Source organism: Vibrio pelagius, assembly GCF_024347575.1.
Lineage (GTDB): Bacteria > Pseudomonadota > Gammaproteobacteria > Enterobacterales > Vibrionaceae > Vibrio > Vibrio pelagius.
Map to the genome: position 1 here is coordinate 313495 of NZ_AP025505.1, position 14419 is coordinate 327913.

The following is a 14419-nucleotide window of genomic DNA, read 5'->3' on the forward strand; positions in this document are numbered from 1 at the left end:
TTAGTCCAAGAAAGGTCTATTGCAATGCGCATACTCCTCTGCTTGTTACCTGTTGTTTCTTACTCGGCGACAGTCCACGCTGATGAATCAAAAGAAGCCGAAGCCCATCGCATCAATACGATCACAGTATATGGCCAGCCAGTTTCCAGTGACTCAGATACTATTGTTGCCGAAGAACTTTGGGTTGGCGGTAAAGTCGCAACCAACGTGCTAGATACACCGGCATTGGTTTCTGTAATAACGGAAAAAGAAATCAAGCAACGCAACGCTACTACAACGGAAGAGATTCTTCAGTACTCTCCGGGTCTTGTAACGGATTTCTATGGTACGGATGACCGTAATGATTATTTCAAAATTCGTGGCTTTCAGGCGACAACATACAGAGACGGTATGACACTAGGATCGATGCGTGGTGTACGAGAAGATCCGTACGCTTATGAGCGAGTGGAAGTGATTCGTGGTGCTAACTCGACTTTGTTTGGCCCTGCTGACCCAGGCGGCTCGGTTAACTTTGTAAGTAAGAAGCCTAAGTTTGAGCAGTTTGGTAATACTTACGTGTCTTATGGTTCGTTCGATAACAAAGAATTCGGGTTGGATTTTGGTGATACCCTCAATGAAGCGGGAACTGTCGCTTACCGTCTTACGACTAAAATTAAAGACGGCGATTTGGAATATGATCACTCTAAAAACAATTCTCAGCTAATCATGGGGGGATTAAGCTGGCAACCATCCGCAAGCACAACCGCAACGTTAATTGTTGATTACCTGGGGCGTGATGCTACACCAAACAGTGGTGGCTACCCACTCGACAAAGAATACGACCGTAGCGATTTTTTTGGTGAGCCGGATTACAACAAGCACGATGTCGAGCGTACTAACATTACCGCTCAGGTGTCGCATTACTTTGATAATGGATTGTCTTTGAGTGGTAATTTACGCTACAGCAAATTGACCGATGATTTTGGTTATGTTTATTTGTATGATTTTGAAGGGCGTACGGGCAGTGACCTTGCTCGTTACTATTTCGGTACGGATACGTCTTCAGAACAGTGGATCGGTAACACCATTTTGCAATACGATGTTAGCTTTGACCGAATCGACAGTAGTACTCTGGTTGGCTTGGAATATCGTGATGCTTCAACCCAAGATGCATCGGTTTATGGTTTAGCGGATAACATCAACTTAGACAATCCTGTATATACCGGAAAACCTACGATTGGTGCTCCATATAGTAAAAATGATCAGGACGAGACAACAAAGTCTGTCTTCCTTCAGCAGAACTTGTCTCTTGATGACCGCTATATTCTTACATTTGGCATTCGTCATGATTACATGGATCTGGCAAGTCGTGATATTAGTGGAACTAAGTCTAGCGATGATTTCTCCGAGACTTCACTGCGTGGCGCATTTACTGTCAAAGTGACAGATGAATGGTCAACTTACATTAGTCAGGTAGAATCAGTTGCACCACCAAGCATTGGTGTGAAGCCGGAGCGTGGTGAGCAACTTGAATTAGGTGTTAAATATGCACCAGCAGGTATGAATGCTCTCTTCTCGGTTGCGGTTTATGATCTTGAGAAAAATGATGTCACCATGGCAATTGTGCAGGACAACGGTACGATTGAGCGTGAAACAGTCGGCGAAACTCGCGTAAAAGGCTTTGACCTTGAAATGAAAGCAGAGCTTACAGAAGACTTCAATGTTACGGGCGGATACTCATACATGGAATCGGAGGTGGTTCGTGGTAGCACCCGAGGTGGGTTAGAGCTTGATGGTAAGGAATTCGCCACTGCGCCGAATCACAGTGGGTCTTTGTGGGGTTACTACACCTTGCCTATTAAGACTATCGATGTTGGTTTAGGTGTACGATATGTAGGCAGCTACTATTTTGATGCTGCAAATACATCAAAGAGTGAAGATGCAACTCTGTTTGACGCAGCATTTGCTTATCGTATTTCGAAGTCAGCTCAATTGACCGTTAACGTTCACAACTTAGCTGATAAACAATACGTTGTAGGATCGGGTACGGCAAATTATTACAACCCTGGTCGTTCATTCAACGCAGCATTAAATTATTCTTGGTAGATAAACATCACCTCGGGATAATTTAATATCTTACGATAAGATCAGCCACAGTATCAGGAGATGCTGTGGCTGATTTTTTACCAATTTTAGCCGCGAAGACAAGGTTGTGCATTAATCCGAGCCCAACTTGGGCATTTTAGACTTTCTGATCGCATGCATTATGTTCGACATTGGTCTAAATCTGCCACACCTGTTGTGTTCTACATCTAATCGATTAGAGAGCTAAATTTAAGGTGCTTTTGACCTAATTTGGCCAGCTCTATACAAGTTATCTGCACCATTAGTTTCGAAAACTGGGATGAACGGTTTTCTTTAGGTAATTCATTAAATACTAATGTTAAAATAGATGAAACTCAGAATTGACCAATAGCTTCTCAGGCTGAATTTTTACCCCGAGAAACTTTCTAGCTCGAAAGTGCCCCATTCCGAGTTTGCGCACCAAAATCGTGAAAAATTTAGTCTTCAAATTACCCTACTTTTCCTAATGGTTGTAGTATCTATGGACGTGTAACAATAGTGGAACTAATTCAATGAGATCACCATTTCAGGTACTCATATTCCCATACAAATTTGAAATGGCAGAACCCATATTCCTGATTGCTTGCCGAACAGACAATGGTGAATGGCAGGCAATTTCTGGTGGTGGTGAAGATTACGAGTCACTGCTTGAAGCTGCAAAAAGAGAGTTATATGAAGAGGCGTCGTTAACGGGCATTGATTGGGTTCAACTAGATTCTATGTGTATGTTGCCTCGAGTTTTTTATTCTGATAATGAAAAATGGAACGATCACCCTTATGTGATACCAGAATACTCCTTCTCGGTGCAGGTGTCTGGAGAGCCAAAGTTATCTTCGGAACACACAGAGTTCCGTTGGTGTAAGGCATCTGAGGCGAGTAAACTTCTCAAGTACGATTCAAATCGGATAGCTTTATGGGAGTTATGTGAACGACTTAAATCCCATCACATGAATATATAAAATCGAATTGTCCCAAATCGTATAGAGCGAGCGGTCTTTTCGATGTAGTGGGCGAGCGTTTTCTCTATTAAAAAGCGGTTATATGGTAGGAGATAATTATGAATCCATCGGCAGTGCTTATTCATGTCCCAGATGTGGCCAAAGGGCTTGAATGGTATAAGAAAGCTTTTCCTGACGCCGTTTCAGTGCATCATCCAATGTTTAACTTCACGATACTTGACCTAAATGGTTTTTCTTTAGAAATCGTACAAGCAGACGAAAAAGTTTGTTCGGGCAAGAGAGGTACAGTTTTATATTGGTCTGTTGCAAGCCTACCCGCTGCTTTGGCTCATTTCGAAACACTTGGCGCTCATCTTTATCGTGGACCTATCGATATCGAAAATGGACTTTCCATGTGCCAAGTTGAAGACCCATTTGGTAATTTAATTGGTATTCGTGGAGCTACTTCACCTTCAGAACATTTATAATATGAATTATCACCCGTGGCACTATATGACTCGAAAGTGCCCCTTTATGAGTTACAACCCAAAGTTCAAACAATGATGTTCAGGTAACTTTGATATACAAAAAGCAATGAACAGAAAAAGATAAGAGTTGACTCTATTTGTTCACACTATTCGGTTAGCATGAGCTTTGCTTTAAGAAACGTAAGTTTGATGTCATCAGTTTTGGTGAACTTGAACTTACCAAGTTCATAACGTAACTCTTTATCAAGGTCAGATCTTATTCTCAGTTCACTATCGTTTGCTAGGTCAACGATGTTCATTTCTTGAAGATTCGTCTTAATCTCTTCAATCAAAGGTAGGAGGGATTCTTTATACTTATCAGCCAATAGCACAAGGTCAGTGTCAGTTACTTCCGCTTCAAAAATCATAATCAGGTCGTCAATCTCACTGTTATAGTAATCGTTATCTAATCGTTTTTCTGACTCAGTACGAAGAACATAGAGTTGTTCTAAAGGATCTGATTTAGTCTCAATCTTTTCTTTTGAAAGTTTGTGTGATACTCAACAAACAGCGTTTCAATCCTATCAGCAATAACATCAAGATACTCATATCGAATTCTGAGGAATTCCAACAGCTCATTAATATTGAGGTTCAACGTTAAGTCTTCTTTACCCACATCTCGACTGTACAAATGAACACTCAAATCGCCTGTGTTGAAATGACTTGGAAATGGCCAACTTGCGAAACGCTTTGAATTTTCTTGATTCAGGTTTACGGGGTGAGCACCGAAACACGCCCTGATAGTTTTAAAGTAATTATTATCATCTTCATTAGCAAAGAGGCGATCTTTGAAGCATTTCTTTTCACCATAAAACGGATCTTTCTTACCAGTCATTAACACTCGATGTAGTTGTTTTATTGACTCGAAAGTGAGGTCTATTGAAGAGATCAGAGAGTAGACCAGCATACATCTACTATCTATGTTCTTGTCAAACTCAGGCGCATTTTCTAAGTGCCGAACAGAGACAGAGATCCAATCCATAGCAGAGCAAACGAGGTTAAAAAGATTCTTACCACCTTTATCTTTGTATATTTGATATACAAAGCTAGAGTTTGAGTTAACTAAGTCTCGAAAATCACTGATTTTATCGTCACTAACAACGTTTCTCATCCTCTAATCGCCTTCTAACTAATTGAAAATATTATGAAGAATGGCAAAGATGATAGTGATAATTCTTCAACTCTTCAACTTCTGCATTGATTTGAAGTGTAGTGATACGCTGAGTTTAGTCACTTAGTTAGATTTTAGCGATGACGACCTCTAGCCTGTTGTTTTGCAAGAAATTATCCGAAGAAAAATAGAAGAACTGAACCTCGACGTAGCTTTTGTCCTAGGACGTGCTGAAGCTGATCTCGGCAAATTTGGATCTGGGCAAACACGCCTTTGCCCCAAAACTTCTCATATCCTGTAAAGGGAACGCCTGAGCAGTACACCAATAGACTAAGTTAATCTAATCCGTAGTTTGTTCTCTTATTTGGAACTTTCCGTAATTCGCCCCCTACAACTATATGCCGATTCACACAACAGGTTGATACCAGTTGAGTTTCATAATAAATGACAGCAACATAGACGGAATGCAAGGACGGAAAAAGTCCGTCTATAAATCGTTAAGGCTCACGAAGGAGTTTAGCTTGTACGATAAAAAGATTGGTAGAAATGACCCTTGTTGGTGTGGTTCTCAGATAAAATACAAAAAATGTCACTTGTTTCGTGATAAGCAAGAGCCAATGAAACATTGGGAAATAAACAGAGAATTTAACAATGTAAACTCACGTAAAAAGTGTTCATGTCCTGACTCATTTAATGAGAATTGCGCGGGAAATATTATACGAGCTCATACTGTCCCCAAGACTTCCAGTTTGAAAGCAATATCTGACGCAGGGCATGTCCTTGGACTTAAAATGAGTTATGAGGCGATCCGAAAGAATAGAGGTAGACCCTTATTAGAGAAAATCGGTATCAATCATGCATCTACATTCAATGGCTTTTGTAAATATCATGATGACGTGATTTTCGCTCCTTTAGAAAAAGAGTCATTTGTGGCGAGTCAGAAACAGTGTTTTCTACTTGCATATCGAGCTTTTGCTCGGGAGTACTACGCTAAAGAAGGTGCTCAAGACCTTTCCACATTGAGGCATGGTACAGATAAAGGCAAACACATTGAGGCTCAATTTGATATTCAGATGAACAACTTCCTTTACGAGCTGGGAAACAGAGCGGCCATTGAAGACCTTAACTATCATAAAAGTTATTTTGATCGTGCCTTGGAAAGTGACGACTTTTCTACAGCAAGGGCGGTAATATTTACATTCGACGAAGCTCCTCCTGTCATGGTCTGTGGTGGAACTAATCCAGACTTTGATTTTGATGGGAACCCTGTTCAGGACTTAATGGATCTTATGAAAAGGACTGATAACTTCTCTGTTACGTCTTATTATGACGGTGAAAAGGGAATTATCGCATTTTCGTGGTTAGAAAACAGTGATGAAACATGCTGCAAAGTAATGTCATCGCTTCTTCATAAAGATCGAGAGGACTACGTTCCGATAATAATTCAGTACATGTTCAAAAATTTCGAAAATGTCTTTGTATCACCGAAGTGGTGGGAGTCTGAAAGTGAGAGCAATAGAAAGATTTTGATGAAATTGTTCGGAGACAATATCTCTACCAATATATCTCCCAACGCGAATGGCATTACGAAGCCTTTATCTGCTTACAACTTTCCTCAGCTGCGTGACGTCATTACAGTCGGATCCCCTTTAAGTACTGAGCCTTAACGATCTGTTTAAGAGTGATTCGCTACGCGTGGCATTTTCAGTATGCGTTGATTTTAGTGTTTTAGGTGGTCTGTGGCTGCATCGCACACCTTCACAGGGCGTTACTTTTACATACTTGTACTAATCCGTTACGTCCTAATTTAGTAATATACCTAAAACATTTCTGTCCAGGGACGTGTTACCGAAAGTAGGAGTAACACGTCTTTGCCCCGTTGTTAGGTAGAGTAAATACTCATTCTCACGCTGTTAATGTACGTTTCCCATACTAAAAGTTATCCGAACCCAGCAAAACTCAAAATAATGCTACACGAGTAATTTAACCAATTCTCTTTTCACTAACCTATTGATCTTATGTTGAATCTGAAAAGGGAAATAGCATTATTTCATCATAAAATACGTGCTGTCGCCGTATAGAAGGCTTTAAGCTTTTCTTATGGCTTCATCCACCTCGTAAGAGAACTCCGTAAGTTGTTCAATCAAGCTTTGAACACTTTCTGCTTCTTTCGACAATGTCTCCTCAAGGTTAAACTCTTGTCTAAAAGCGAGAAGTGCATTTAGCCTTGCTTCAAATTCCTCTTGTGGTGATGGTTCGTTAACAATAGGTAACTCTTGGATTGTTTCTGGAAACAATCTGCGTGGGAAGCCATCTTCAGGAAAGCCCATAGACCTGAAATTGAAGCCTGGTATATCGGGTTTTTGGTCAATGATGTCTGCGACTCTGCAGATCCAATTTGAACTAGGACCAATTTTTTTTAACAAAAACCAGATAACAGCAATGATTCCATAGAATTTGCTTCTTTGGTCCTGGCCCAAGTCCAAAAGGTTAAAATAACCTTTTCTTGGTATGGATAGAGTCCGTGGGTTTGGTCTATTACAAAGCCTAGCGTGGTGCGCGCACCTATTTCTGATACCATTTAGGTTTATCAACCAGTTATCTAACTCTCTACGGCTGTCTAAACCTAGCCTGTTGCAGATCAGATCTTGGTTTTTGCCTGATAGTATGCTGTAGAATTTTGATAAGGCACCAAAATCCCAAACCTCAGCTGCGACCCAAATTGGAATAGGTTTTCCTTTATCCCGATGGCTATCAATACTTTCTTCTTTGCTGCCTTCAATCAATTTATTGTGACGTGCTAACCAGTCATCATAATGGATTTTTGCATCAGCCTTAAAAGCGTCACGTGAGAACTGTTTCCGGTCTAAGTAAGCTAGAGGTGCTATTCTACCAATCTCATGTGCAATGATTGTTCTCAGATAGATCTCTATCCTTTCCAATGCATCGGTAAACTCTATTCGCAACCGCTTATCGAACAGGTAGAACTCAAAGATATCTTCAAAGCATGTATTTACTTGAAATTCGTTGAAGTACTGGATGTCACGGCCATTGCGTTCAAATCTTCTAGACGTATGCCAATAACCCGACAACCTATAATACCCAACTTGAGTTAGTTTTCGTTGGGCACGAAGCGGGTCTTTAATTAACATACCTCTATCAGTTAAACGCTGAATGAGTTCGTCATATTCAAAAAATGGTTTTACTTCAATGGGTTGGGTCATTTCATAAATTTCAGGTAAAAAAAAGGCCAAGACGTCACTGATGCTAGATCAGGAGGGGACATTGGCTCTGTTGCCGTAAATTCTACGCCTATATGAACTAATGTCAATAGAAAATCTGTCCCACAACATAACCCCATATCGCATAAGAAGATAATGAAGTGTATACATTCTCAAATTCTAGTTAAATGTAATGATGTATAATCTTGCAAACTTGATTGCATAAGCAAGCATCTGCATATCTAAATTAATCTATTGAGCAATAGAGTGAGGAGACATAGTGAAACTCGATAAATTACGAATCTCACGTTTTCAGAGTTATGGTTCAACACCTACAGAATTATCTTTTGACGATCTAACTTTTCTAATTGGCCCCAATGGCTCAGGAAAAACGGCTGCTCTTCAGGCACTTTGTAGAATGTTTGCTTTTGACCCATCTCTACGACGAATAAAGAAATCTGACTTCCATGTTCCATGTAACGAAACGGAGCACCCTGAAGAGCGAACACTTTGGATTGAAGCTGATTTTCTATTCCCTGAATTGCATGAAGAGGCAGATAGCACAACAGTACCACCGCACTTTGCTCATATGAGATTAGTCGATGGGGAAGACATTCCTCGAGTGCGATTTCGTCTAGAAGCATCAATGGGTATTGACGGTGATATCGATGAGTCATTGATATATGTCTTGGAGCTGGATGAAAATCAGCAACCACATATTACAGCTAAAGTTTCTCGTATAGATCGCAATCAGATTCAAATACATTATCTTCCGGCGAGACGAGACCCAGCTGAACATATAACCTTTGGAGCCAATGCTTTATTAGGACGTATGTTAAGAGCCGTTAATTGGGAGGTAGAGCGAGAAGCTGTAAAGGGGCATACAGACCAAATTAGTTCGAGCCTTGACGCCAACATATCGGTAAATGCTCTAAGCACAAGTATCCAAAAGTCATGGTCTTGTTTACATAAAGGGCAGTTTTTCACGCAACCAAAAATTACTTTTGTGGCGAGCGAAATTGAATCGCTACTTCGCCATCTGTCTATTTCATTTGCTCCAGGACACGATGAAGCTAACGTTGACTTTTCACGGCTAAGTGATGGGCAAAAGTCGATGTTATATTTGTCTCTGGTCCTTTCATCTCAGGCAATTGGTCGTTCAGTGTTAAAAGGAGACGACTCTTTTGATCCTGATAAACTTCGCCCTGCAGTGTTTACCTTAATTGCAATAGAAGAACCAGAAAATAGTTTATCTCCGCATTATTTAGGAAGAATTGTGAGTTCTCTTCAAGAGATGCTTGGTCACGGGGATGCTCAAGCTCTCATCGCAACTCATGCACCATCTATGCTTAGACGTATCGAGCCGAAACAAATACGTTACATGCGTTTGAACTCGGACAGAGAAACAACTATTGCTAGCATTAACATACCTGATGAGGAGCATTATGGCGATGCCCATAAGTTTGTCACTCAGGCGGTAAAAGCCTTTCCTGAAATATACTTTTCACGCTTGGTTATTCTTGGTGAAGGTGATAGTGAAGAAATTGTCATACCACGATTATTAGAAGCTAAAGAAGTGCCTGTTGACGCATTTGGTATTACCGTAGCCCCTCTTGGTGGACGGCATGTGAACCACTTTTGGAGGCTTCTTGAAGGACTAAATATCCCGCACATTACACTCTTAGACCTTGACGTGGGTAGATATCAAGGTGGTTGGGGGCGTATCAAAACAACCAATGATCAATTAATACTACATAAACCAACTCTTCAGTTAACTGGTGGCTTTACATTTATCCCAAGATGGGACGATTCTGACCACAAAATCAGAGATTATCATAATTATTTAGAAGAAATGGAAAAGCGACGGGTGTTTTTCTCTTACCCAATGGACTTAGACTTTGCAATGCTGAGAGCCTTTCCTACAGCATTCAATATCGAAATTGATGATCAAGTTGAACCAGAACTTCCACAGATCAAAGCGGTGTTGGGCAAGTCTCGTACCGAAGCATCGGAATACGACGATGAGGAACGAAAGTTATTTATTACATATCACAAGTTATTCAAAGTCAGCAGTAAACCCGCTGAGCATATCAGTGCTCTCTCTAAACTATCTGATGAGCAACTTTTGGTAAACATTCCCCCAACCTTAGAGCGGTTGGTTGAAGCTGCAAAAGAAATATTGTTGGAGCTTCCTGAATGATTAAAATAGAAAACTGGCAACCAGCTGACGGGTTAGTTCTGGAACCCAACGCCTATCGAGCAGCTAAGGAGCGTGAAGTTAGCTTAGCCTTGACGGCCGGCCCAGGTGCTGGAAAAACAGAGATGCTTGCTCAAAGAGCAGATTTTTTACTTCGTACTGGTTCATGTCGATACCCTAGACGCATTCTTGCTATTTCATTTAAGGTAGATGCGAGTAGCAACTTAAAGGAACGAATTAAGCGCAGATGCGGTATTGAACTATCATCTCGTTTTGATAGCTATACATTTCATGCTTTTGCTAAGCGCATTATAGAACGCTTTCGTCCAGTATTAACTGGGGATGCGGCCTTAGAAGCGGGCTTTACAATTGGCCCTAAAGTTCTTCATAAGCAAATTGATTTCACGGATCTAGTTCCGCTTGCAATAAAAATATTAGAGGAGTCCCCTGTAGCTAGAAATGCGTTGAGACAAACATACACAGATGTTTTTTTGGATGAGTTCCAAGATTGTACGAATCATCAGTATGAGCTTATAAAAGTTGCCTTTCAAGGAACGAATATTCGCCTTACGGCAGTCGGTGATACAAAGCAAAAAATTATGGGATGGGCCGGTGCACTTGACGGCATTTTTGAAACCTTTAAGGAGGATTTCCAAGCTGCCCCACTCAACATGTACCGAAACTTTCGTTCTGAGCCTAAGCTTCTTCAGTTGCAAAATGAAATAGTCAAAATTCTCGATCCTGCTTCAGTTATGCCCGAAGAGCAAGTCGCTGGAGACGAAGGTCACATCCAAATTCACCCATTCGAAAACTGCCAAGAAGAAGCCGATTATCTTTCTGAGAAAATCGACATATGGATAAATGAAGAGAAAGTCCCTCCTGCTGAGATAGCCATACTCATCAAAAACCAACCTGACTTATATGCAATGAAGCTTATGGTAGCGTTGCGTGAACGAGGTATTCCATATAGGAATGAACAACAGTTGCAGGATATATCAGTTGAGCCAGCAGCGCGCTTAATCGTAGATTTTTTATTAAGCACTTTTGGTAAACAAGAGCCCTCTGCATGGATTCGCTTGATGGAAAAACTAGTTCCATTCACTGAGGAAGATGATGAAAGAAGAGAGCTAGTCCAAAATTGGCAACGCTTCATCATTGAGGAGAAAAAGGCAATAAATCAGAATCCGATAACTCCTGAAAATGCCAACAGATGGGACTGTTTGAAACGTTTTGTTGAAAAAGTAGGATTTCAATCACTAATGTCTCTGTCACATGACTATGAAACCGAATCACGTTTACGTGAAGTACTCAATGACACTTGCTCAAAGGTTGATCAGTTAATGTCAACTGGACTCTCTCTTCTGGAGTCTTTGAAACGCTTTGAAGATGATCAAGCAGTTAGAATACTCACAGTTCATAAGAGTAAAGGCTTAGAGTTTGACTCTGTAGTGCTACTAGGTGTTGAAAATGAAAGCTATTGGGGAAATCCAGATGAAAATTTATGTACTTTTTTTGTCGGGGTTTCAAGAGCAAAACGAAGGTTGTTACTGACACATGTTGGCTTTCGTTCTAGACCTGCTGACCACTATGGAAGGTGGAATACCCACAGGAGCAAACAGGAAAGATTTCTGGGGTGTGTAATATGATAACAAGGACTGTATTTGTTATTAACTAATACGTAAGAAAGTATCGCGAAAGTCGGTTTCACGCGATACTTTTCCTAATCTACCCAGCATGAATTAGCGTCACCAACCTAACTTACTTTTGTCCAGAACCTTCACAGTTGGCACTTCGTAACTCTGTGCGACTGACTCGTATCTACCCCATTGTTACTTGGGGCGAGAACTAATCCAGTTATGACCAGTATGACTGTGCCTTAATAAATATTATTCGAACTCGCCTCCAAATGAGTGAGCTTATCGATGTAATTCTGCAACACTCATCGTGAAAACCAAATCCGAATCAGCTTGGTTTGAGTAGCTGTGAGGGACATCCGTTTTAGCTATAGCGGACTGACCTTCAAGCAGTTCTATGGTTTGCCCATCTATATTTAAAGTAAGTATTCCAGACTCAACATGAAAAAGTTCAAACGTACCTGGTGGATGACCTGATGATTCAAAAATTTCTGATGACTTCATATCCCAGCGCCAAAGTTCAATCATATCGGGGCCGCTAGTTCCTGCCAGAAGTTTTGCACTACCACCATACTCGCCACTCCAAAGTGTTGGAATATCCTCTTTATCAATGACGTTGACGGTTGGGCTGCTCGCAACATTAACAATGTCGGCAACCGAAATCCCAAGGGCAGCAGACAGTTTACACAACGTCGAAATACTAGGGTTAGCCGCACCTTTCTCAACTTCGACTAACATACCTTTACTGATTCCTGCTCTTTTTGACAGGGCATCCAATGACAGTTTGAGATGTTTTCTATGTTCCTTAATCCTTGCTGCTACAGCCTGATTTATGAAATTAGCATCAGCACCATTGTTGGTCGATATATTGACTTTTTTGGTCATTGCGTTGTATCTTGCACGAAAATGAATCACTGAAGGAATTATCTAATGGTTATTATAGTGCCGTCAATCGATGCTCGCATTTCCCATATTGCGCCAGAGTTCAAAGCATTGAGCATATCCGTTAAAGGAACGGAAGTTCAAAACCCAGAGTACGCAAAACAGGTTCTGCAAGAAGCATGTACTTCCATCATTGAGAATGACCATTCATGGGCTGAGTCTCACATCAATGCTTGGGGAGAGGTTTATCGTCAATTTGGCTCGAAACCTAATCGAACACCTTGCTCCGCGGCTGCGCTTCGTAAACGAGTATTAAAAGATGGAGTAATGCAGAGCATTGGCCCTATTGTCGATATTTATAATGCCATCAGTATTCGATACGCCATACCTGTTGGTGGTGAAAATATGGACAGTTATCAAGGAACGCCAACACTCACTATCGCAGATGGCTCTGAATCCTTTGACACCATGAAAAATGGTGAGGCTTCAATTGAAAGCCCTGATGTTGGGGAAATAATTTGGCGCGATGATGTAGGCGTTACTTGTCGTCGTTGGAACTGGAGGCAAGGTGTCAGAACCCGAATTGAATCTGACACACGTAATATGTGGTTTATTCTAGAAAGCTTGCCAGAAATGCCACTAGAAAGCTTGCGAGAAGCAGGGGACGAAATGATCAAACACTTGCAAGTGATCATGCCTGAGTCAGTGATAGAGCAATCGTTGGTGTTTGCTTCAAAATCCATTGAGGTTTGATGTGATAAATACTTTGTTAACGGGTGCCGTTGTTTCTGGAAGTTTGATTGTCGCAATCGGTAGCCAAAATGCGTTTCTATTAAAGTGCGGATTAAAAAAGCAATACGCACTGTCCGTTGCCACTGTCTGTTTTCTTGGTGACATTCTTCTCATCAGTACTGGTGTACTTGGTATAGGGACACTTCTCTATAAAGCACCATTATGGAAAGACCTTTTGACTCTTGGCGGCGTAGTATTTCTTTTCTGGTATGGCTACCAATCTGCAAAATCAGCTTGGAAAGGTTCAAGTCACCTAGAGTTGGAGAATTCGGACATTGCCCAGAGTTGGTTAAAAGTCGTTTTGATGTCGATGGCTATCACTTTTTTAAATCCACATGTCTATCTGGATACGGTGGTGATTCTTGGTGGTGTGACTGCTCAAATGGAACCTGATGAAAAACTACAGTTTGTTACAGGGGCACTGGTTGCATCAGGGATATGGTTTTATGGCCTGGTGTATTTGGCTAACAAGTTGATCCCACTCTTTAGTAAGCCAAGAACATGGCGAATGTTAGATTCTGCGATTTCATGCATCATGTTTGGTATTGCATTAACGCTGGCAGCACCTCTGTTGCACCAATACATATAGAACGTCGCGATAATACTTTATTTCATTTAGACAATTCTATTTCAGAAGGTAAATTTTATGTTTTCTGGACTCTCTGCATTTCCATTATCACTGAGAGCATTAGAGGGAAAGACAAGAGTTAACATCATTACTTGATAATTTAAAGTTGTTCTAGGGTAGAGGATGGGCAAGTCGGTAAACTCATAAAGATACAGTCAAGGATGGCCGCAATGGACGCCCTCTAAGGGTTCAAGTAAGCACCCAAGGCGCTAGATTCCAAAGTTCAACTGCTCTCACATGTCTAACATACGCTATGTTTGTACAAGTACACTTTTTATCACGATGATAAAATTGCTTGGTGATCATATTGCCAATGGACACTTCGTTACTCAGAAGTGCCCATTCTGGTCGGGGGCGTCGAAACTTTAAGTGAGAATAAGCGATTA

The 14419-nt window shown here is 41.0% G+C and carries 10 protein-coding genes and 1 pseudogene; 8 read left to right on the forward strand and 3 right to left on the reverse strand.

What is annotated here, in order from left to right; translation table 11 throughout:
- The first annotated feature begins 24 nt into the window (after window positions 1-24).
- The 3 genes from vsple_RS21555 (at window position 25) to vsple_RS21565 (ending at window position 3529) form a co-directional block, all read left to right on the forward strand.
- Window positions 25-2085: a TonB-dependent siderophore receptor gene (locus vsple_RS21555; RefSeq protein ID WP_261884355.1), complete on the forward strand. Its 2061-nt coding sequence runs from the start codon at window positions 25-27 to the stop codon at window positions 2083-2085.
- Between the two features lie 530 nt (window positions 2086-2615).
- The gene (locus tag vsple_RS21560) at window positions 2616-3062 is read left to right on the forward strand and encodes an NUDIX hydrolase (protein WP_261884135.1); all 447 of its coding nucleotides are present in this window, start codon (window positions 2616-2618) and stop codon (window positions 3060-3062) included.
- A 98-nt stretch (window positions 3063-3160) separates the two neighbouring features.
- Window positions 3161-3529 carry a VOC family protein gene (locus vsple_RS21565; protein WP_261884136.1) on the forward strand — a complete coding sequence of 123 codons (369 nt, stop codon included), beginning with the start codon at window positions 3161-3163 and terminating at the stop codon, window positions 3527-3529.
- Window positions 3530-3675: 146 nt separating this feature from the next.
- On the opposite strand, the pseudogene vsple_RS21575 reads toward vsple_RS21565, so the two are convergent.
- Window positions 3676-4679, reverse strand: a pseudogene (locus vsple_RS21575) (hypothetical protein).
- Between the two features lie 521 nt (window positions 4680-5200).
- On the opposite strand from vsple_RS21575, the gene vsple_RS21580 reads away from it, so the two are divergent.
- On the forward strand, window positions 5201-6346 hold the full coding sequence (locus tag vsple_RS21580) for a YecA family protein (RefSeq protein ID WP_261881594.1): 1146 nt from the start codon (window positions 5201-5203) through the stop codon (window positions 6344-6346).
- Between the two features lie 420 nt (window positions 6347-6766).
- Here the strand turns inward: vsple_RS21580 and vsple_RS21585 are convergent, their stop codons facing one another.
- Window positions 6767-7933 carry an Abi family protein gene (locus vsple_RS21585; RefSeq protein ID WP_261884139.1) on the reverse strand — a complete coding sequence of 389 codons (1167 nt, stop codon included), beginning with the start codon at window positions 7931-7933 and terminating at the stop codon, window positions 6767-6769.
- Window positions 7934-8180: 247 nt separating this feature from the next.
- On the opposite strand from vsple_RS21585, the gene vsple_RS21590 reads away from it, so the two are divergent.
- Window positions 8181-10100 carry an AAA family ATPase gene (locus tag vsple_RS21590; protein WP_261884140.1) on the forward strand — a complete coding sequence of 640 codons (1920 nt, stop codon included), beginning with the start codon at window positions 8181-8183 and terminating at the stop codon, window positions 10098-10100.
- Window positions 10097-11743, forward strand: coding sequence for an ATP-dependent helicase (locus vsple_RS21595; protein ID WP_261884141.1), 1647 nt, complete (start codon window positions 10097-10099; stop codon window positions 11741-11743). Before vsple_RS21590 ends, vsple_RS21595 begins: the two co-directional genes overlap by 4 nt.
- 270 nt (window positions 11744-12013) lie before the next feature.
- Here the strand turns inward: vsple_RS21595 and vsple_RS21600 are convergent, their stop codons facing one another.
- A complete protein-coding gene (locus vsple_RS21600; protein ID WP_261884142.1) occupies window positions 12014-12616 on the reverse strand; it encodes a helix-turn-helix domain-containing protein in 603 nt (200 codons plus the stop codon).
- A 45-nt stretch (window positions 12617-12661) separates the two neighbouring features.
- On the opposite strand from vsple_RS21600, the gene vsple_RS21605 reads away from it, so the two are divergent.
- Both vsple_RS21605 and vsple_RS21610 read left to right on the forward strand, forming a co-directional pair.
- Entirely contained in the window at window positions 12662-13366 is a 705-nt protein-coding gene (locus tag vsple_RS21605; protein ID WP_261884143.1) for a B3/B4 domain-containing protein, read from the forward strand.
- A gap of 1 nt (window position 13367) precedes the next feature.
- Window positions 13368-13994: a LysE/ArgO family amino acid transporter gene (locus tag vsple_RS21610; protein WP_261884144.1), complete on the forward strand. Its 627-nt coding sequence runs from the start codon at window positions 13368-13370 to the stop codon at window positions 13992-13994.
- Window positions 13995-14419: the final 425 nt, after the last annotated feature.